At 49.7% G+C, this 19117-nt stretch carries 17 protein-coding genes; 6 read left to right on the forward strand and 11 right to left on the reverse strand.

The genetic code is table 11. The features are described 5' to 3' along the window. Nucleotides 1–152 precede the first annotated feature (152 nt). Nucleotides 153–1946, forward strand: a complete 1794-nt coding sequence (locus O3661_RS07095) for a 2-isopropylmalate synthase (RefSeq protein ID WP_070814198.1) — start codon at nucleotides 153–155, stop codon at nucleotides 1944–1946. A gap of 81 nt (nucleotides 1947–2027) precedes the next feature. On the opposite strand, the gene O3661_RS07100 is transcribed toward O3661_RS07095, so the two are convergent. The 5 genes from O3661_RS07100 to O3661_RS07120 all read right to left on the reverse strand — a co-directional run bounded on the left by O3661_RS07100 (nucleotide 2028) and on the right by O3661_RS07120 (nucleotide 4659). Further along, nucleotides 2028–2360: a hypothetical protein gene (locus O3661_RS07100; RefSeq protein WP_371492809.1), complete on the reverse strand. Its 333-nt coding sequence runs from the start codon at nucleotides 2358–2360 to the stop codon at nucleotides 2028–2030. A 96-nt stretch (nucleotides 2361–2456) separates the two neighbouring features. Next, entirely contained in the window at nucleotides 2457–2942 is a 486-nt protein-coding gene (purE, locus tag O3661_RS07105; protein WP_003686478.1) for a 5-(carboxyamino)imidazole ribonucleotide mutase, read from the reverse strand. Nucleotides 2943–3022: 80 nt separating this feature from the next. Then, nucleotides 3023–3778 carry a tetratricopeptide repeat protein gene (locus O3661_RS07110; RefSeq protein ID WP_371492811.1) on the reverse strand — a complete coding sequence of 252 codons (756 nt, stop codon included), beginning with the start codon at nucleotides 3776–3778 and terminating at the stop codon, nucleotides 3023–3025. A gap of 14 nt (nucleotides 3779–3792) precedes the next feature. Next, a complete protein-coding gene (locus O3661_RS07115) occupies nucleotides 3793–4461 on the reverse strand; it encodes a class I SAM-dependent methyltransferase (RefSeq protein ID WP_371492813.1) in 669 nt (222 codons plus the stop codon). A gap of 12 nt (nucleotides 4462–4473) precedes the next feature. Continuing rightward, nucleotides 4474–4659, reverse strand: a complete 186-nt coding sequence (locus tag O3661_RS07120) for a DUF3460 family protein (protein WP_003680728.1) — start codon at nucleotides 4657–4659, stop codon at nucleotides 4474–4476. A gap of 215 nt (nucleotides 4660–4874) precedes the next feature. Between O3661_RS07120 and O3661_RS07125 the strand changes: the two genes are divergently transcribed. Continuing rightward, nucleotides 4875–6227, forward strand: a complete 1353-nt coding sequence (locus O3661_RS07125) for a polynucleotide adenylyltransferase PcnB (RefSeq protein WP_371492814.1) — start codon at nucleotides 4875–4877, stop codon at nucleotides 6225–6227. A gap of 114 nt (nucleotides 6228–6341) precedes the next feature. Here the strand turns inward: O3661_RS07125 and rpoD are convergent, their stop codons facing one another. Together rpoD and dnaG are read right to left on the reverse strand one after the other, a co-directional pair. Further along, nucleotides 6342–8294 carry an RNA polymerase sigma factor RpoD gene (gene rpoD / locus O3661_RS07130; protein ID WP_371492815.1) on the reverse strand — a complete coding sequence of 651 codons (1953 nt, stop codon included), beginning with the start codon at nucleotides 8292–8294 and terminating at the stop codon, nucleotides 6342–6344. A 194-nt stretch (nucleotides 8295–8488) separates the two neighbouring features. Further along, nucleotides 8489–10261: a DNA primase gene (gene dnaG, locus O3661_RS07135; protein ID WP_371492817.1), complete on the reverse strand. Its 1773-nt coding sequence runs from the start codon at nucleotides 10259–10261 to the stop codon at nucleotides 8489–8491. A 329-nt stretch (nucleotides 10262–10590) separates the two neighbouring features. Here dnaG and O3661_RS07140 point away from each other — a divergent pair, with 329 nt between their 5' ends. Further along, nucleotides 10591–12027, forward strand: coding sequence for an NAD-dependent succinate-semialdehyde dehydrogenase (locus tag O3661_RS07140; RefSeq protein WP_371492818.1), 1437 nt, complete (start codon nucleotides 10591–10593; stop codon nucleotides 12025–12027). Nucleotides 12028–12078: 51 nt separating this feature from the next. On the opposite strand, the gene O3661_RS07145 is transcribed toward O3661_RS07140, so the two are convergent. Further along, nucleotides 12079–13065 carry a malate dehydrogenase gene (locus O3661_RS07145; RefSeq protein ID WP_371492819.1) on the reverse strand — a complete coding sequence of 329 codons (987 nt, stop codon included), beginning with the start codon at nucleotides 13063–13065 and terminating at the stop codon, nucleotides 12079–12081. 120 nt (nucleotides 13066–13185) lie between these two features. Next, complete coding sequence (locus tag O3661_RS07150) at nucleotides 13186–14160, reverse strand: PhoH family protein (RefSeq protein WP_371492820.1); 975 nt, start codon at nucleotides 14158–14160, stop codon at nucleotides 13186–13188. A 102-nt stretch (nucleotides 14161–14262) separates the two neighbouring features. Here O3661_RS07150 and O3661_RS07155 point away from each other — a divergent pair, with 102 nt between their 5' ends. From O3661_RS07155 to rlmB, 3 genes are all read left to right on the forward strand, one after another. After that, the gene (locus O3661_RS07155) at nucleotides 14263–14973 is read left to right on the forward strand and encodes an AzlC family ABC transporter permease (protein WP_371492821.1); all 711 of its coding nucleotides are present in this window, start codon (nucleotides 14263–14265) and stop codon (nucleotides 14971–14973) included. Then, a complete protein-coding gene (locus O3661_RS07160) occupies nucleotides 14970–15278 on the forward strand; it encodes an AzlD family protein (protein ID WP_371492823.1) in 309 nt (102 codons plus the stop codon). The genes O3661_RS07155 and O3661_RS07160 overlap by 4 nt, the downstream gene beginning before the upstream one ends. A 62-nt stretch (nucleotides 15279–15340) precedes the next feature. After that, complete coding sequence (rlmB, locus tag O3661_RS07165) at nucleotides 15341–16090, forward strand: 23S rRNA (guanosine(2251)-2'-O)-methyltransferase RlmB (protein WP_004520319.1); 750 nt, start codon at nucleotides 15341–15343, stop codon at nucleotides 16088–16090. A gap of 53 nt (nucleotides 16091–16143) precedes the next feature. Here the strand turns inward: rlmB and O3661_RS07170 are convergent, their stop codons facing one another. Both O3661_RS07170 and O3661_RS07175 read right to left on the reverse strand, forming a co-directional pair. Beyond that, nucleotides 16144–17736: a von Willebrand factor type A domain-containing protein gene (locus O3661_RS07170; protein WP_371492825.1), complete on the reverse strand. Its 1593-nt coding sequence runs from the start codon at nucleotides 17734–17736 to the stop codon at nucleotides 16144–16146. Nucleotides 17737–17987: 251 nt separating this feature from the next. After that, nucleotides 17988–19046, reverse strand: coding sequence for a pseudouridine synthase (locus tag O3661_RS07175; RefSeq protein ID WP_371492826.1), 1059 nt, complete (start codon nucleotides 19044–19046; stop codon nucleotides 17988–17990). Nucleotides 19047–19117 lie beyond the last annotated feature (71 nt).

Consider the following 19117-nt stretch of genomic DNA (forward strand, 5'->3'; position numbering starts at 1 on the left):
TAATAGTCTAAATTAGACAAAATGTATAAAATTTTTTAGGTTTTAAAAATTATACCAATATTTTGATAAAAATAGATTGTCGTTTTGTCTAAAATGAGTATAATGCAAAACCAGAACACAATAATCTTAATCAGATTTGGACAAGGAACATCATGCAATTAGACATTGACCGTTTGGTTGCCTATTTTGGCGGCGTCAACGCGCTGGCCGAAGCCCTGAAACAGCACGACCCGGAAAATGCTGCGACCACTGCGGCTATCTACAAATGGCGTACACGCGGTTCCCTGCCTTTGGCTCAGTTGCAAAAACTGACCGCTTTGGCGGAAGCACAAGGCAGACCGCTTGATTTGAATGCTTTTTTACAAAAAAATGAATCTCTGGAGAGAACAGAAATGACACAAACCAACCGCGTTATCATTTTTGATACCACTATGCGCGACGGCGAGCAGTCGCCTGGTGCATCCATGACCAAAGAGGAGAAAATCCGCATTGCCCGCCAGTTGGAGAAAATGGGCGTGGATGTGATTGAGGCGGGTTTTGCCGCCGCCAGCCCGGGCGATTTCGAGTCGGTTAATGCGATTGCCAAAATCATTACCAAATCTACAGTTTGCTCATTAGCTCGTGCCGTTGAAAACGATGTGCGTAAAGCAGGCGAAGCTGTTTCCCCTGCTCCGAAAAAACGTATTCACACTTTTATCGCCACCAGCCCGATCCACATGGAGCACAAACTGAAAATGAAGCCGCAGCAGGTCATTGATGCGGCGGTCAAAGCGGTGAAAATTGCCAAAGAATACACTGACGATGTGGAATTTTCTGCCGAAGACGCAGTGCGTTCGGATTTGGACTTCCTTGCCAAAATCTTTACGGCGGTTATTGAAGCGGGGGCGACTACTATCAACATTCCCGATACTGTCGGCTACTCCATTCCTTCCGTATGGTACGAGCGTATCAGCAACATCATCAAAAGCGTTCCCAATGGCGACAAAGTAGTTTGGTCGACCCACTGCCATAATGACTTGGGTATGGCGGTTGCCAACTCGCTGGCCGCTGTTCAGGCAGGCGTGCGTCAGGTGGAATGTACCATCAACGGCTTGGGCGAACGCGCGGGCAATGCCAGCCTTGAAGAAATCGTGATGGCGTTGAAAGTGCGTCATGATTTGTTTGGCTTGGAAACTGGCATCGATACCACGCAAATCGTGCCGGTATCCAAACTTGTGTCCACCATTACCGGCTATCCGATTCAGCCAAATAAAGCAGTAGTTGGTGCAAATGCCTTTGCGCACGAATCAGGCATCCATCAAGACGGCGTGTTGAAACACCCTGAAACCTATGAAATCATGACTGCCGAATCAGTCGGCTGGTCAACTAACCGCCTGACTTTGGGCAAACTCTCCGGCCGCAGCGCATTCCGCAGCAAGCTGGCAGATTTGGGTATTGAGTTGGAAAGTGAAGAGGCATTGAATGCTGCATTTGCACGCTTCAAAGAGCTGGCGGATAAGAAACGCGAAATCTTTGATGAAGACCTGCACGCTTTGGTGTCTGACGAAATGGGCAATATGAATACCGAAAGCTACAAATTCATTTCCCAAAAAATCAGCACTGAAACCGGCGAAGAACCGCGCGCCGATATTGTGTTCAGTATTCGCGGTGAAGAAAAACACGCTACCGCTACCGGCTCCGGCCCTGTTGACGCAATCTTCAAAGCCATTGAAAGCGTAGCACAAAGTGGCGCAACCTTGCAGATTTATTCTGTCAATGCGGTAACTCAAGGTACAGAAAGCCAAGGCGAAACTTCCGTCCGTCTGCAACGTGGCGACCGTGTGGTCAACGGCCAAGGTGCGGATACCGACGTATTGGTGGCAACTGCCAAAGCCTATTTGTCTGCGCTGAGTAAATTGGAATTCGGTCAAGCCAAGCCTAAAGCACAAGGCAGCGGCATGATTTGATTTATTGAAAAGTAAAGGCCGTCTGAAATCGTAGTGATACGTTTCAGACGGCCTTTTTTATTTGGTTAAAAAATAGTTTGTTTATTGAAGTTTAAGCAGTCGGTCTTGTTCGACAGACAATACGCCGTTTACTTTTTTGAAATAGGCAATGGCATCTTCAATATTGGTCTTGGAGGACGGACGAATAGCAATGCCATGCAGGTTTTTGTATTCGTAAACTAAAGTTGCACCGGAGGTTTTCACTGCTTTTAGCAATGGCGCAGAACCGATTTGGGCATCATAGAAGATAATCAGGTTGCCAGTAGTATCTTGGGCTTGCTGCTGAGATGGAATAGCAGTTGATTGAGTGGGAGTGCTTGGGCTTTGGCAGGCGCAAAGCAGGGTGGAAAGTAGGAGAAATGCTAGGGTTTTCATGGCATTAATTCAATTTGATAAAAGACTAAGGCCGTCTGAACAATCATAAAACGAAATCAAAGCTTCCATTTACAACGTTCAGACGGCCTTTGTCAGTTATGCTTCAGGCAATTCCATGGCTAGAACGGTTTGTTCTTGTTTGGCACGGAAAGCGGCCAATTTTTCAGCCAATTCAGGATTTTCGTTGGCTAAAAGTGAAATGGCAAATAGCGCTGCATTGGCCGCACCGGCTTCGCCAATGGCAAATGTGGCAACAGGAACGCCTTTGGGCATTTGCACAATCGAAAGCAGGGAGTCTTCGCCGCGCAGATATTTGCTGGGAACGGGAACGCCCAAGACGGGAACCGTGGTTTTGGCAGCGACCATGCCCGGCAAATGCGCTGCGCCGCCTGCGCCGGCAATGATGGCTTTGATGCCGCGTTCTCGTGCGGTTTCGGCGTATTCAAACATCAAATCAGGCGTACGGTGTGCAGAGACGACACGTGCTTCGTATTCAACGCCGAATTCTTTGAGAAATTGTGCTGCCTGCTGCATCACCGGCCAATCGCTGTTGCTGCCCATAATAATGCCGACTTGGATCATGAGGAGTTCCTTTTGCTTGAATGGATTAAGGGTAAAAAAATATTCAGACGGCCTTGGAGATGACAAGGCCGTCTGAACGTTTATCTTTGTTTAAGGCTGATGGAAGCGCGTTTTGCCGCTTCGCTGTTGGGGAAGCTTTGTATCAGTTTGCGCCATGTGCTGCGGGCGATGTCTTTCTGTTGCAGTTTGTATTGGCACTGACCGATGCTGTACATGGCATCGGGAGCTTGCGGGCTGTTGCGGAATCGGTTGGCGTAGCGGTTGCCGATTTCGATAACGGATTCGCAGTTACCCAGACGTTGTTGACTTTGCAGAAGCAGGTACATATTGCGGCGGGCAATTTCGCTGCCGTTGCCGCCGTCTGCCTCTTTCAAAATGGCCACTGCGGCGGAGAAGTTGTTGCGTTGGTAGTATTTTTGCGCCTGATTATAAAGGCGCAGCTCGTTTTGTGCGGCTGAGTCTGTTTCAGACGGCACGCCGCCACCATTGGCCAAATAGTTCATTTTCAGCTTGTGGTCGTCCAAACGCTGGGCTTTGGGTTTGGGCGCCAAAGGGGTTGGGCGTTTGATGGTTCGCTGTTGTTCCAATGTGTGCAGGCGTTGATTTAATTCTTCAACGGTGCGTTCCAGTCGGGCGATTTGTATGCCCAAGTGGTCAATCTGGGTTTGTTCGTCCAAGCGCGGATAGGGAATATTTTTTTCAGGCAAAGGCTCGCGCGGAATATCCGGCAGGACAAAGTTGGCATTGTCGGCAGGTTTAGGAGGATGGGAAACGGCACATGATGCGGCCAATAGAGTAAGCGGCAAAAGAAATAGGGAATGTGATAATGTTTTCATCGGATTGTGTCGTTTTATTTTTTTAGTAGTAATGTCAAACCGTCGCCGATAGGCAGGGTAATGGGAATAATGCGTGTATCGTGCGGCAGATTTTGGTTGAAATGGCGCAGGATATCCAAGCTGGGCGGATCGTTTTCAGTAGCTTCATTCATGACGCGCCCACCCAATAAGATATTGTCGATGGCAATCACGCCGCCACTCCGTACCAGTTGCAAACAGCGTTCGAAATATTTCGGCGTAGGCGGTTTGTCGGCATCGATAAGTGCCAAGTCGTAGCTTTCCGATTCGCCTTGCGCAATCAAATCATCCAAAGTCAGCAAAGCAGGTTGCAGATGAAGCGAGATTTTATGCGCTACACCTGCTGCTTTCCATGTTTCGCGAGCAATATCGGTAAAGGTTACATTAATGTCGCAAGCCGTGATTTTGCCGTCTTCGGGGAGGGTAAGTGCCATGGCGGCGCTGCTGTAACCGGTAAAGACGCCAACTTCCAAATATTTTTTGGCATTCAATAATTTGGCCAACCACACCAACATGGCTGCCTGCTCTTGGGCGATAGCCATCTTTCCCAGACGATGTGATTGGGTACGCTCGCGCAATGCGGTCAAAACGGGATGTTCGGATTGACCGATGCTGTTGAGGTAATGTTGTAATACCGGATCGGTATTGTGCGTGTTGGTCGTCATGCCGATACGGGATTAGTCTTGATAGTAGGTGTAGGGTTTTTTGTTGACTTTGGCCGCTTCAAATTCAGCCTGTTCAGTCGGATTGAGGGTAACATCCCACAGTAAATGGCGGTTTTCGAGACGTTGCGCTTCCATTTCGGGGTTGTCTTCCATGAGTTTGTCGAGGAATTGGGTAGCTTCGGATTTGTAGTGGTACATGATGTTCTGCCTGAATCGTTGTCAGACCGTCATTATAGCCGATATTTTTTGCCAATACGCTAATTAATCGAACTTCCATAAGGTATAATGGCACGTCTTTTTTAGGCCGTCTGAAGCCTTTGCTCAATGTTTTGCCCCTTCTGCAGCAGAATATTGTGCAAAGGCTTAAGCCAGACAAGTTTCAGACGGCCTTTTTATTGTGAAAAGAGCTGCTTATGTTAAAGAAATGGCTGCATAAAGTGTTGCCTAAAAAACACGTCAAATCGTTGCCCGAAAAGGAAATTATCCCGCTTGAGCAACACGGTATCCGCGCGGATATGTTGAGCTTTGCCGCGGAGAAAATTGCCAAACGCCTGCATGAAGCCGGTTTTCAGGCTTATGTTGTGGGCGGTGCTGTTCGGGATTTGTTGCTCGGGGTCGAGCCCAAAGATTTTGATATTGCAACCGATGCCACGCCGGAGCAAATCCGCAAAGTATTCCGCCGCAGCCGTATTATCGGCCGCCGCTTTCAAATCGTTCATGTGATGATTGGCCCTGAAACTATTGAAGTCACAACGTTCCGCGGTGGCGATAAGGTTCAGCAAAATGCACAAGGCCGAATTATGAAGGACAATACTTACGGCAGCATTGAAGAAGATGCCATGCGTCGCGACTTTACTTGCAATGCGCTGTATTACGACCCGATTAAAGAGGAGATTTGGGACTTCCATCAGGGTGTGGCTGATGTTGCCGATAAAAAATTGGTGATGATAGGCGATCCTGCCGAACGCTATCAGGAAGATCCTGTCCGTATTCTTCGTGCCGTCCGTTTGTCGGGTAAATTGGGTTTTGAAGTGGAAGAGCAAACGGCTTTACCGATTGCCGAATATGCAGGCCGTCTGAAAAATGAGCCTGTGGCCCGTCTATTTGATGAAATTCTGAAAATCCTGTTTTCTGGCCATTCCCGCGCCTGTTTGAAACGGCTAAACGAGTTGGGCATTCCCGAAGGCATCCATCCGCTTCTAGATGCCTTGAAAACTGCTGAAGCGGCTGAAAACCGTATGATTATGTTGGCCTTGAAAAATACCGACGAGCGTATCCGTGCGGATAAGTCCGTTTCCGTCGGTTTTGTATTGGCGGCGGTATTGTGGCCGACACTGAACGCTATGTGGCAACGCAATCTAAGTTATGGGCAAAAACCTGTCCCTGCATTGATGGATGCGATGAACACCATGCGTGACACAGTGGAGAAAGGTTGGGGAGTACCGCAACGATTTTCTGCAACCATGCGTGAAATCTGGCAATTTCAGCCGCAATTCGACAATATGCGCGGCGCACGCCCGTATCGCCTACTATCGCAAGCCCGTTTCCGAGCCGCTTATGATTTCCTGATTTTGCGTAGTGAGGTTGGCGAGGTTGATAAAGAGATGGCTTCTTGGTGGACAACTTTCCAACATGCTGATGAGGAAACCCGTCAGCAAATGACTGCGGCCAATGATCACAAACGTCAAAAACAAAGTGGATCAACTGACGGCAAACCCAAACGTCGCCGCCGTCGTCCGAAAAAGAAAACCACTGAGGCTGAATAAATTATCAAAATAAATTTAAGGCCGTCTGAAGCGATTAAATCTTTTGAGATTTGGTTTTCAGACGGTCTTCGAATTCCAATAAAAACCGCAGGTCTTTCAACCTGCGGTTTGCTTTTATGATTTGTTTTCTTCGCTGTCGAGGAAGCTGCGGAGGCGGTCGCTGCGGGTAGGATGGCGCAGCTTGCGCAGTGCTTTGGCTTCAATTTGACGGATACGTTCACGGGTTACGTCAAATTGTTTGCCAACTTCTTCCAAAGTGTGGTCGGTATTCATATCGATACCGAAACGCATGCGCAACACTTTGGCTTCGCGCGGCGTCAGGCTTTCGAGGATTTCTTTGGTTACTTCGTGCAGGCTGGTGTACATCGCAGCTTCTGCCGGTGCAACGTTGTTGGCATCCTCGATGAAGTCGCCCAAGTGCGAATCGTCGTCGTCGCCAATCGGTGTTTCCATGGAAATCGGCTCTTTGGCGATTTTCATGATTTTGCGGATTTTGTCTTCCGGCATTTCCATCAGCTCGGCCAGTTTGGCGGAATCAGGTTCTTCACCGGTTTCTTGCAGGTATTGGCGCGAGATACGGTTCATTTTGTTGATGGTTTCAATCATGTGAACCGGAATACGGATGGTACGCGCTTGGTCGGCGATGGAACGGGTAATCGCTTGGCGGATCCACCATGTGGCGTAAGTCGAGAACTTGTAGCCGCGGCGGTATTCGAATTTGTCTACCGCTTTCATCAGACCGATATTGCCTTCTTGAATCAAATCAAGGAACTGCAAGCCGCGGTTGGTGTATTTTTTGGCAATGGAAATAACCAAACGCAAGTTGGCCTGAATCATTTCCTGTTTGGCTGCTGAGGTTTCTTTCTCACTCAACACCATGTTTTTGTTGATTTCTTTCAATTCTTCGATGGAAATGCGGGTTTCGGCTTCCATATTTGCCAGCTCGGTTTGTTTTTCGAGGATGGCGTGGCGGAAACGATCCAACGCGTTTGCCCATACACGGCCTTTGGCTACTTCTTTTTCAACCCATTCCAAATCGGTAATGGCAGGCAGGAAGTTTTTGATGAAGTAGTCACGCTCCATGCGGACGCGGTCGATACAGATGTCGCGGATTTCGCGTTCGAGTTTGCGGATGTTTTCAACGCGGCTGCGCAGGCTGCTGCTTAGGTTTTCGATTTGACGTGTGGCGAAACGGACTTCCAACAGTTTGTTGGCAATGGCATCGCGGTGTTTCAGGTAGTTGGCGTGCTGACTACCGTATTTTTCCAACTGCTTGATCATTTTGCCGTATTCGCTCTCGATAAAGGCGAAGTGTTCCAAAACTTTTTGTTTCAGTTCGGCCAAATGGGCGGCGGATATGGCTTCAGAGTCGCTACCTGAATCGTCTTCATCTTCCTCGTCGCCATCTTCATCATCGCTAACGGCTTCGCCTTCTTCGTCATCTGGTTTGGCATTTTCCAAGTGACCTAAGCCCAATTCGTTCAATAAGACTTCATTAGGGTCGATGATGGCCTCAACCACTTCATCCACACGGATTTCGTCATTGCGGACTTGCTCGATCAAAGCCAGAATTTCGGCAATCGAGCCAGGGCAGGCGGAGATTGCTTGCACCATGTTTTTCAGTGCATTTTCGATTTTTTTGGCGATGATGATTTCGTCTTCGCGCGTCAACAGATCGACTTGCCCCATTTCACGCATATACATACGCACAGGGTCGGTAGTGCGGCCGAATTCTGAATCTGCGCTGGAGAGTGCTGCTTCGGCTTCTTCAACGGCATCGTCGTCGGTCATGGCGGCGGCGTTGTCGCTCAAGAGGATGTCTTCAGCATCAGGGGCTTGCTCGGTTACTTGGATGCCCAAGCCGGAAATCATGCTGACGATGTTGTCGATTTGCTCGGCATCGGACATATCGTCGGGCAGGGCGTCGTTAATTTCGGAATAAGTGATGTAGCCGCGTTCTTTACCCATGATAATGAGTTGGCGCAGACGCGCGCGTTGCTCTTCGATACTTAAGGGACGGTTGTCGTCTTGGTCTTGGTATTCTTCGTAGTTTTGATTTTTAGACATGGATTGCTCTCTAGGTTGATAGGATGCCGACGGTTTACGGTGATGTGGCCGTACCTGAAGGCGGAGCAGAGCTTTTTGTTGTGAAATCAGATTTCACTTTAATACTCTGAGGTCGTCTGAAAATATTACAGATGGAGTGTTCTGCGTGTCATGTTTCGCAGCGTGTGTTTAGATTGTTCAGACGGCCTGAGGGGTTAGTTTTGCTTTGCTGTCAAAAGTGACAGTAATAGTCTTTTTTCATTTTCAGTCAAACCAGTTTGAATACTTTTTTGCTTTAAAGTTTCGATTTGACTGTATTTTAATTCATTTAACAACTTTTTCATGCCGATTTGGAAACTTTCGCAATCTTCTTCGTTATCCCCTTCCATTTCTTCAGAATGAAGGGTCGATAAAAAGATTTGATTAACGGTTTCCTCATAGGGCGAACCGCGCATATATTCAAGCACTTGTGCGGTTGCAGGAGTCGTATCGTGATGTTTGATGGTTTCGGCCAGATTGGCAAGGCAGGCAAAGTCGCCGCTTAAAGCCAGATAATCGGGCAGGTCTATATATGAAGCCCAAGCCGGATTTATCAAGAGGCTGCGTATCTGTCTTTGAACTAGTGTCAGCATGGTTGGCTGTTTGACAGAAATAGGCGGCAGTTTGTAACTTTTTTGTTTGACGTGCCGCTTTGGCGCTTCTTGTCCGAGTAACTGGGCGAGGTTGTCAGGGTCAATGCCCACCAGCTCGCTGAGTTTTTGTTTCAGAAGATAGCCCAATGCCGGTGCGGTAATCTGAGCCAAAAGCGGAGAACTGGTTTTGACTAATTCTGCTTTGCCTTCTTGCGTATTGAGGTTGAGGCCGTCTGAAAGATGTTCCCAAAAGTATTCGGATAGAGGCTTGCTTTGGTTTAACAAGGCATCTTCAAATTGCGTCTTGCCATAGGCGCGGATGTAGCTGTCTGGGTCGTGTTCTTCGGGTAGAAATAGAAAATGCAGCGATTTATCGTCTTTTAATTGCGGTAACGCATTTTCCAGCGCGCGCCAAGCCGCTTTACGTCCCGCGCTGTCGCCATCAAAGCAAAAATAAATACTGTCTGCCTGACGCATCAGGATTTTGACATGTTCCGCCGTGGTTGCCGTACCTAAAGCCGCTACGCCGTAGCCGACGCCGAACTGCGCCAATGCGACCACGTCCATGTAGCCTTCGACCACCAAAATCCGTCCTGCCTCTTTTACGGCAGCACGCCCTTCATATAGCCCGTAAAGGTTTTTCCCTTTATCGAACAAAGGCGTATCCGGTGAGTTCAGGTATTTGGGTTTGGAGTCGTCCAATACGCGACCGCCAAAGCCGATGACCTGACCGCGCGGATTACGGATAGGGAACATAATCCGATGGCGAAAGCGGTCGTAATGTTTGCCTTCGTTATCAATGACCATGCCCGTATCCACCAACGCAGTATTCGGATAGGGTTGGAACACTTGTACCAAAGGCTGCCAACCGTCGGGTGCATAGCCCAAGCCATAATGCGCAATAACTTCCGCACTCAAGCCGCGTTTGTCCAAATAAGCCTTCGCCGCTGGATTGAATTTCAACTGTTGCGCGTAAAAATCCGCTGCCGCTGCCGTTGTTTCTTCCAAAGTTTGTTGCTTTTTTTTACGTTCGGCACGGATTTCGGGGTTGTCTTCCTGCCCACGAACTTTAGGTACCGTCATGCCGACGCGATCAGCCAAAAACTGCACCGCCTCCGGAAACGACAGCCCCTGATGTTCCATCACAAAACCAATCGCCGAACCATGAGCCCCGCAACTGAAGCAATGGTAAAACTGCTTGGTCGGGCTGACCGAAAACGACGGCGTCTTTTCCTTGTGAAACGGACAGCAGGCCATATAGTTCGCCCCGCCTTTCTTCAGCGGAACCTGCTCGTCGATAATATCGACAATATCGACTTTGGACAAAAGCTCGTCAATGAAATCAGATGGAATCATGGCTCGGCAGAAGAGGATGGACGGAAAACATTTCAGACGGCCTTATAAACAGACAAAGGCCGTCTGAAAATGGAATTTTGGATGAGGGTTGAACTGAGTTTTGTATTATAGCAAATTGTTGTCATACATGTGTCTTATCCTTTTGAGGTAGAGTATTAATAAGCGTATTTCATTTATTATTAAGATAGATATGATGTCGCTAAAGCAAAGGCCGTCTGTAAGATATTTAGACGGCCTTTGCTGTTGGTTTATTTTTCGAATTAGTTGCGCTTTCATGGTATGAATATGATAATGAACGTATATCCTCGGTTTTAGAAAGGTCGTTTCTCATGAAAGATTTTGCCCGTTTGCTCAATCATCCCGATATTTCCTTTTCTCCGATTCCAAATGCCATTAAAGTTGATAACCCTGCAACAGGTGAGGCTTTGGCATTTGTGTGTAAGACTGGTTCAGACAGCCTGAAGCTTTTGATTCAAAAGGCAGAGGCGGCACAAAAATTATGGGCGGCAAAAACTGCGTTGGAGCGCGCTGATGTATTGTGGCGTTGGTATTTTCTGATGAAGGAAAACAAAGAAGAGCTGGCGCGTATCATGACGATGGAGCAGGGTAAAAGTCTGACGGAGGCGCGTGGTGAAATTGATTATGCGGCTTCGTTTGTGCGCTGGTTTGCGGAAGGGGTGCGGCGGATTGACGGCGATGTGTTGACGAGTGTGAAAGTGTCGCAAAAACTGGTCGTGTTGAAACAGCCCGTCGGCGTTACTGCTGCGATTACGCCGTGGAACTTCCCGTCTGCGATGATTGCGCGCAAGGCTGCGCCTGCTTTGGCTGTTGGTTGCGCGATGATAGTCAAACCAGCATCGCTCACGCCTTTGAGTGCGTATGCATTAGTCGTTTTGGCTTATGAAGCCGGCGTACCGCAGGATTTGTTGCCTGTTGTCAGCGGTAGTGCTTCGGAAATCAGCCATGAATTTGCCACAAATCCGACCGTGCGCAAAATTAGCTTTACCGGCTCAACCGAAGTCGGCGCGAAAATTTTTGCCGACAGTGCGGCAGATATTAAAAAACTCAGTTTGGAGCTGGGCGGTAATGCGCCGTTTATCGTGTTTGATGATGCCGATTTGGACAAAGCCGTTGAAGGCGCGCTGGCCAGCAAGTTCCGCAACAGCGGCCAGACCTGCGTCTGCACCAACCGCGTTTACGCTCAATCCGGCATTTACGACGAATTTTGCCGCAAATTGAGTGAAAAAGTGGCGGCGCTTAAATTGGGTAACGGCTTGGAAGATGGCGTAAACCAAGGGCCGCTGATTGAGGAAAAAGCGGTGGAGAAAGTCGAGCAGCACATCGCCGACGCGCTCTCCAAAGGCGCGGTCTGCCTGACCGGCGGTAAACGCAGCGCGTTGGGCGGAACATTTTTTGAGCCGACTGTTTTAAGCGGCGTTACGGCGCAAATGGCGGTAGCTCGCGAGGAAACCTTCGGGCCGTTGTGTCCGGTGTTCCGTTTTGAAACCGAAGCCGAAGTCATCGAGGCTGCGAACAATACGGAATACGGTTTGGCAGCTTACCTTTTTACCTCCAATACCGCCCGCCAATGGCGCGTCGGCGAAGCCTTGGAATACGGCATGGTCGGCATCAATACGGGCTTAATCAGTAATGAAGTAGCACCGTTTGGTGGCGTAAAACGCAGCGGTTTGGGACGTGAAGGTAGTAAATACGGTGCGGACGAATATCTGGAATTGAAATATTTGTGCATTGATGTAGCGGAATAAGGCTTGCACAGTAAAGACCGTCTGATAGTTGGTTTTCAGACGGCCTTTGTTTTAGAGTAGATCCTGGATGGCTGAACGTTCTTCTTCTAATTCGGCCAGCGTGGCGGCGATACGTTTTTGGCTGAATTCGTCCGACAAATCCAAGCCTTGGACGATGCGGTAGCTGCCTTCGTCGCAAATGACGGGGAAGCCGAAAATCAAACCTTCGGGAATGCCGTAAGAGCCATCTGATGGAACGCCCATGGTTATCCATTTACCGCTGCTACCGAGCAACCAGTCGCGCAGGTGGTAGATGGCGGCATTGGCGGCGGAGGCCGCGGATGATGAACCGCGTGCGGCAATAATGGCGGCACCGCGTCCGGCAATTTTCGGCATGAAGACTTCGGTGTTCCAGTCGGGTTCGGTAATCATGTCTTGGACGGACTCGCCATTGCTGGTGGCGTAGCGGTAGTCGGCGTACATGGTCGGGCTGTGGTTGCCCCAGACGCACATTTGCTCGATGGAAGTAATCGGGCGGTTGATTTTTTCGGCAATTTGACTGACAGCGCGGTGGTGGTCGAGACGCATCAGGGCGGTGAAATTTTCCGGCGGGATGTCGGGTGCGGATTTCATGGCGATGTAGGCGTTGGTATTGGCCGGATTGCCGACGACGAGGACTTTAACGTTGCGATGGGCAACTTTGTTCAATGCCGCGCCTTGTACTTTGAAAATTTCGCCATTGGCGTGCAGCAAATTGGCGCGTTCCATGCCTTGTGTGCGCGGGCGCGCACCAATCAAGAGGGCGATGTCGGCATCTTTGAAGGCGACTTCGGGGTCGTCTGTGGTGAAGATGTCGGCAAGGAGCGGGAAAGCGCAATCCTGCATTTCCATAATCACACCGCGCAAAGCCTGCTGTGCCTGCGGCAGGTCGAGCAGTTGCAGGATAACGGGCTGGTCGCGTCCGAGCATAATGCCGCCGGCGATACGGAAGAGGGTGGCGTAGGCGATTTGGCCTGCCGCGCCGGTAACGGCGATTCGGACGGGTGGCTTGAGGGTCATATTTTTCCTTTTGAAGTCGTTGTTTTACTTGATTTTCGGATTATAGCAGTATTATGTGGCGAATGATGTAGAAGGCCGTCTGAAATTTGATTTTCAGACGGCCTTGAGTGTTTGAAAAGATTATTCGCCGTTTTTCTTTTCGGCTTGTTCTTCCGCTGCTTCATAGGCTTCGACGATTTTCTGCACCAAAGGATGGCGGACAACGTCTTCGCTGGTGAATGTGTGGAAATACAGGCCTTCTACATTGCGCAGTTTTTCGCGTGCATCTTTCAAGCCGGATTTGATGTTGCGCGGCAGGTCGATTTGGCTGATGTCGCCGGTAATGACTGCTTTGGCACCGAAGCCGATACGGGTTAGGAACATTTTCATTTGTTCAGGGGTGGTGTTTTGCGCTTCGTCCAAAATGACATACGCGCCATTTAAGGTGCGGCCGCGCATGTAGGCCAGCGGCGCAATTTCAATCAAACCTTTTTCCATCAGTTTGGTTACGCGGTCAAAGCCCATCAAGTCATAAAGCGCATCGTAAAGCGGTCGCAGGTAGGGATCGACTTTTTGTGCCAAATCGCCCGGCAGGAAGCCTAATTTTTCGCCTGCTTCGACTGCGGGGCGTACCAACACGATGCGTTCGATTTGGTGTTTTTCCATGGCATCGACTGCGGCGGCAACGGCAAGATAGGTTTTGCCCGTACCGGCCGGGCCTAAGCCGAACACGACATCGTGGTTGAGCAAGGCGCGGATATAGCCGTTTTGGCGCGGGGTACGGCCGCCGATGCTGCCGCGTTTGGTGCGGAAATAGTATTGTTGGTCGTGGTGTTTTTCTTCGTGTTTTTCATCTGCGGTTTTTGCTTCAACGACCGCGAGGCTGATAGCGTTGTCGTCCAAGTCGCCTTTTTCTGCGGCTTCGGCTAGTGACAGCAAGGCACGACGGCCGGCGTGTGCCAGTTCTCCCATGAAAGTGAAATGTTCGAAGCGGCGGCTGATTTGGATATCAAGGGCTTTGCCTAAGGCTTCAAGATTGCTGTCGAGCGCGCCGCACAGGCGTTGCAACACGGTATTGTCAATTTCTTCAAACTGCAGATGGACGGTGTGGGTCATATCGGTTTCCGTAAATAAATCTAATTTTTCCGTATTATACCCTTGTTCAGACGGCCTGATTTATAATACGTCGCTTCTTTTTAATAAACCGTTTCAATCAAAATGAATCACACTGCTTCTCCTCAATCGGAATTTCTGCGCGGTATCAAAGAATGTTCCCCCATGCTGATCGGCTTGTTGCCGTGGGCGCTGATTTTGGGCATGCAGGGCGGGCAAAAGGGCATGAGCTGGCTGGAAATGCTGATGATGACGGGCATGAACTTTGCCGGAGGTTCGGAATTTGCCGCAGTCAATTTGTGGGCAAATCCTTTGCCGATTCTGCTGATTGCAACGGTAACGTTTATGATTAATTCGCGCCATATCCTGATGGGTGCGGCGATTGCGCCGTATATGAGGGATATGCCGCTGAAAAAGGCGATGCCCGCGCTGTTTTTTATGTGTGATGAAAGCTGGGCAATGGCGTTTGCTGAAATTCAAAAACGTAAGGCGGCAGGTTTGCCTGCATTCAATATGCCGTTTTATGCCGGCGTGTGTTTTATTTTGTATGTAACTTGGATTGGTTTTGCAGCATTTGGTGCGGCAGTCGGCCCGATGTTCGGCGATGTAGCGGCTTGGGGCTTCGGCATGGCGTTTCCTGCGGTGTTTTTGGTGTTGCTGCGCGGGATGTGGAAGAGCTTTGCGGCTTCGCGCCCTTGGTTTGTCAGCCTGATTGTGGCGTGTGCAACCTATTTGACCGTGGATGGCGCATGGTATGTTCCGGCCGGAACGTTATCGGGTTTGTTGGCGGCGTATGTGTGGGGAGAGCAAAAATGAAGGATTTGTTGTCGCTGCAAACGTTTTTTCTGTTTTTAAGCATGTTGGCCGTTACCTATTCAACCCGATTAATCGGCTTTTTTGCATTGCGCAACCGTACGTTGAGCCGTCGTGCGCAAGTGGTTATGGAAGCCGCGCCGGGCTGCGTGTTGATTTCCGTGATTGCGCCTTATTTTGTGTCGGATAAACCGCATGAGCTGATTGCCATTTTTTTGACGGTATTGGCGGCCAGCCGGTTTTCGATGTTGGTGACGGTATTAATCGGCGTTGGCACTTCGGGCATACTCGGTTATTTGATGAAATAAAAAATTTTCAGACGGCCTTACTTGTTATAATGGCCGTCTGAATTTTTTGATAAAGCAAAAACATGGCAAACCAACGACTCATCTATGGCTTTCACGCCGTCAATGCCCGTTTGTGGCAAAACCCGAAATCGATTACCGAACTCTATATCCAAGAGGGCAAATCCGATGCGCGCACCCGCGATGTATTGGATAAAGCAGCCTCTGAAAACGTACGTGTGCATTTCGCCGATGCCGACCGCCTGAATGCCATCAGCAAAGGGGCGCGTCATCAGGGCGTGGTCGGGTTTATCGATGCTTCCAAAAACCATGTTCATTTGGAAGATGTGTTGGAAAATCTGAGCGAACCACCGTTTTTGCTGGTATTGGATGGCATTACCGACCCGCACAACCTCGGCGCGTGTCTGCGTACTGCCGATGCGATGGGCGTGCATGCTGTGATTGCGCCCAAAGACAAAAGCGCCGGCCTGAATGCGACCGTCAGCAAAGTTGCCTGTGGCGCGGCGGAAACCGTGCCATATATTACTGTAACCAATCTTGCCCGTACTTTGCGTGAATTGAAAGAATACGGCATTTGGATTGTCGGCACAGACATGGGCGGCGACTCCGACCTTTACCACTGCGATTTGCCCGATAGCGTGGCTTGGGTAATGGGCAACGAAGGTGAAGGCATGCGCCGCCTGACGCGCGAACATTGCGATATGCTGGTATCGATTCCGATGTTTGGCACAGTCGAAAGTATGAACGTTTCCGTCAGTGCAGGCATGGTATTGAGCGAAACCCGCCGTCAACGCGTGTTGAAATCGGAAAAATAAAAAGTTTAATTAAAAGGCCGTCTGAATGTTCTTCAGACGGCCTTTTTCAGGTTTTATTCTTTAACCAAAGGACCTGATTTCTTTTCGCTACCGGCGGCAATGCGTACCAATTGGAGAAACTCCGATTTCAGTTCAAACGGATCGTCGCCTTGGACTTGCTGCGCCATTTTTTCGATGTCGCTCCAGCCCAGTTTGCCGTTGTATTCACCGCCGCGCAGAGCTTGGGCATAGGAAGCTGCGGCAAGAGCGAGCAGGGTGTCTTTATTGGCTTGCTCCAGCGGTTTGCTGCCAACGGGGATTGCTTGTTCCATCAGCTTGCTGTCTTTTTCCCCAGGTAGCTTATAGCGGACTTTGACAAAGGCGTATTCGTTTTTACTGCCTTTAGCGGCAGGGGCTTTTTGATAGCGTGATTTGTTCAGCCAGCCGTTTTTGCCTGCCGGAATGATTTCATAGATGGCGGTCACGCTGTGGCCTGAGCCGATATCGCCCGCATCTACTTTGTCATTGTTGAAGTCTTCATTGCGTAGAGTGCGGTTGGTGTAGCCGACCAAACGGTATTCTTTGACAGTGGCAGGATTGAATTCGACTTGGATTTTGACATCTTGCGCAACGGTGGCAAGCGTGGAAGTCAGTTGCTGCTGCAGAACTTTTTTCGCTTCTTTTTCGTTGTCGATATAGCTGTAATTGCCGTCGCCTGCATCGGCAATTTGTTCCATCATGTCTTCGTTGTAATTGTCCGTACCGAAGCCTAGCGTGCTGAGTGAAACGCCGGTTTTACGTTTTTCGGCAACCATGGATTTGAGCGTTTCGGTATCAGATACGCCAACGTTAAAGTCGCCATCGGTCGCCAGCAGGATACGGTTGATGCCGTTGGGTACAAAGGCTTTTTGCGCTTCTTCGTAGGCCATGCGTAAAGCGGATTCGCCCGAAGTCGAGCCTTCGGCCTCCAGTTTGTCGATGGCCTTCAGGATAGTTTCTTTATCAGCACCTGATGTGGGTGGAAGTACCAGCTCTTCGCCTGATGAATAGGTAATCAGAGTAACTTTGTCCTGAGGACGTAATTGTTGGGTCAAGATCCGCAGCGTTTTTTGAACCAACGGAAGTTTATTTTCTTCATCCATGCTGCCGGATACGTCCACGAGGAACACAAGATTGGCAGGCGGCAAGTCTTTCTTTGCCGTGTCTTGTGCTTGGATACCGATTTTGATTAGCTTGGCTTCCGGTTGCCATGGAGAATCAATGGTTTCAGTGTGAACGGCAAATGGACGGCCGTCAGTAGGCAGCGGATAGTTATAAGGGAAGTAATTGACGATTTCCTCAATCCGTACAGCATCTTTAGGAGGCTGTTCGCCGCTGTTCAGAAATCGGCGGACGTTGGCGTAGCTGCCGGTATCGACATCGATGCTGAATGTGGAAACAGGCTCTTGAGCAACGGATTTAACCGGTTGGTCGGGTTGTTCTTGGTAGCGTTCAGTGTTTTCTGTAAGAGACAGATTTTCTTCAGCAACGGCAGCAGCAGGCAATGCTGAGTCCGGTATACCATGAAGATTTTCGGTTGACGAGTCTGATCGGTCGAGTGGGCCGGAACACGCAGTCAAAGCTGCTAAAGTGAGTATGGAAACGGTCTTTAGGAATAAACGGGGCATGATTTAAGCTCCTGGGAAATATCACATGCTGATTATTAAAAGTGTTGTTGGCAGTGTATTGGCAGATTCAACGCTGGCGCTGAGTCACTTTTTTTGAATTTTAATGTGTGAATAGTGGGTTAAGTTTAAATCAGGACAAGGCGGAGCAATGCGGTACTGGTTTAAACTTAACCCACTATGTTTATGACTTGTGCAAGATTTTGTCGGGCTGAGACGATTTTGTAAAGGCCTCAGCCCCGATTTATCTTACATTAACTTTTCTTCCGGCGACGTTCGCCCGGCAGCAGCATATCTGCCCATTTGATGATGTTGGCGACTTCTGCCGGATTGAGTTCGTAGAACTGGCCGCGTTTGAGGCGGTTTGGCAGGCCGATGGGGCCGAAGCCTACGCGGACGAGGCGGCTGACGGTTAGTCCTTGGCTTTCAAAAATGCGGCGTACTTCGCGGTTGCGGCCTTCTTTGATGACGACGTTGTACCATTTGTTTGCACCTTCTCCGCCTTGTTCGTAGATGCGTTCGACTTTAGCCAAACCGTCTTCGAGCATGACGCCTTCTTCGGTCAGGACGCGCATTTGTTCGGTGGTCAACTCGCCCAATACGCGTACGGCGTATTCGCGTTCGACTTCAAAGCTGGGGTGGGCAAAGCGTTGAACGAGTTCGCCTGAAGTGGTCAGGATCAAGAGGCCGCTGGTATTGATGTCCAAACGGCCGATGGCTACCCAGCGGCTGCTGGCTGCTTGCGGCAGGCGGTCGAAAATGCTGACGCGGCCTTGCGGGTCGTCGCGGGAAACGATTTCGCCTTCTTGTTTGTAGTAGAGGATGATGCGTGGCAGGCGGTCTGCCCATTTGAGTTTGATGATGCTGCCTTTGACGGTAACATGATCGTCGGGCGTGACTTTTTCACCCAGTTGGGCTACGCGGCCGTTGACCGTTACCCAGCCGTTGCTAATCCATTCTTCCATTTCACGACGTGAGCCGACGCCGGAAGCGGCCAGGACTTTTTGCAGGCGCTCGGGTTCGAAGCGGGAAAGGTCGCTGCGGCGTTCTTTCAAATCGCGGGCGTGCTCCATGATTTTTTGGTTGGGGTTGCGGACAACCAGTTTTTTGGCTTTGGCGGCACGTTGTTTAGGCGCGGTATTTTGAGCTTTAGGGCCGTCTGAAACTTTTTGGCCGTAAGGTTTGCCAGATGTTTTTCGTTCGTTGTCTGGGCGTTTTTTATTGGCAAAGGATTTGGCCGGTTTGGAAGGTTTTTTGGCGGTAGACGATACGCCGTCGCGCCATTGGCGTTTGCTGGAAGGCTGTTTGGACATGATTTTTCCTAACTCGCTTGAAAAAGCGGTTCTTCTGCGGCATTAGCGGCAGGGGTTGGATTGGGGGAAAA

The sequence above is a fragment of the Neisseria sp. 20925_1_37 genome (assembly GCF_041433255.1).
Classification (GTDB): Bacteria; Pseudomonadota; Gammaproteobacteria; order Burkholderiales; family Neisseriaceae; genus Neisseria; species Neisseria flavescens_D.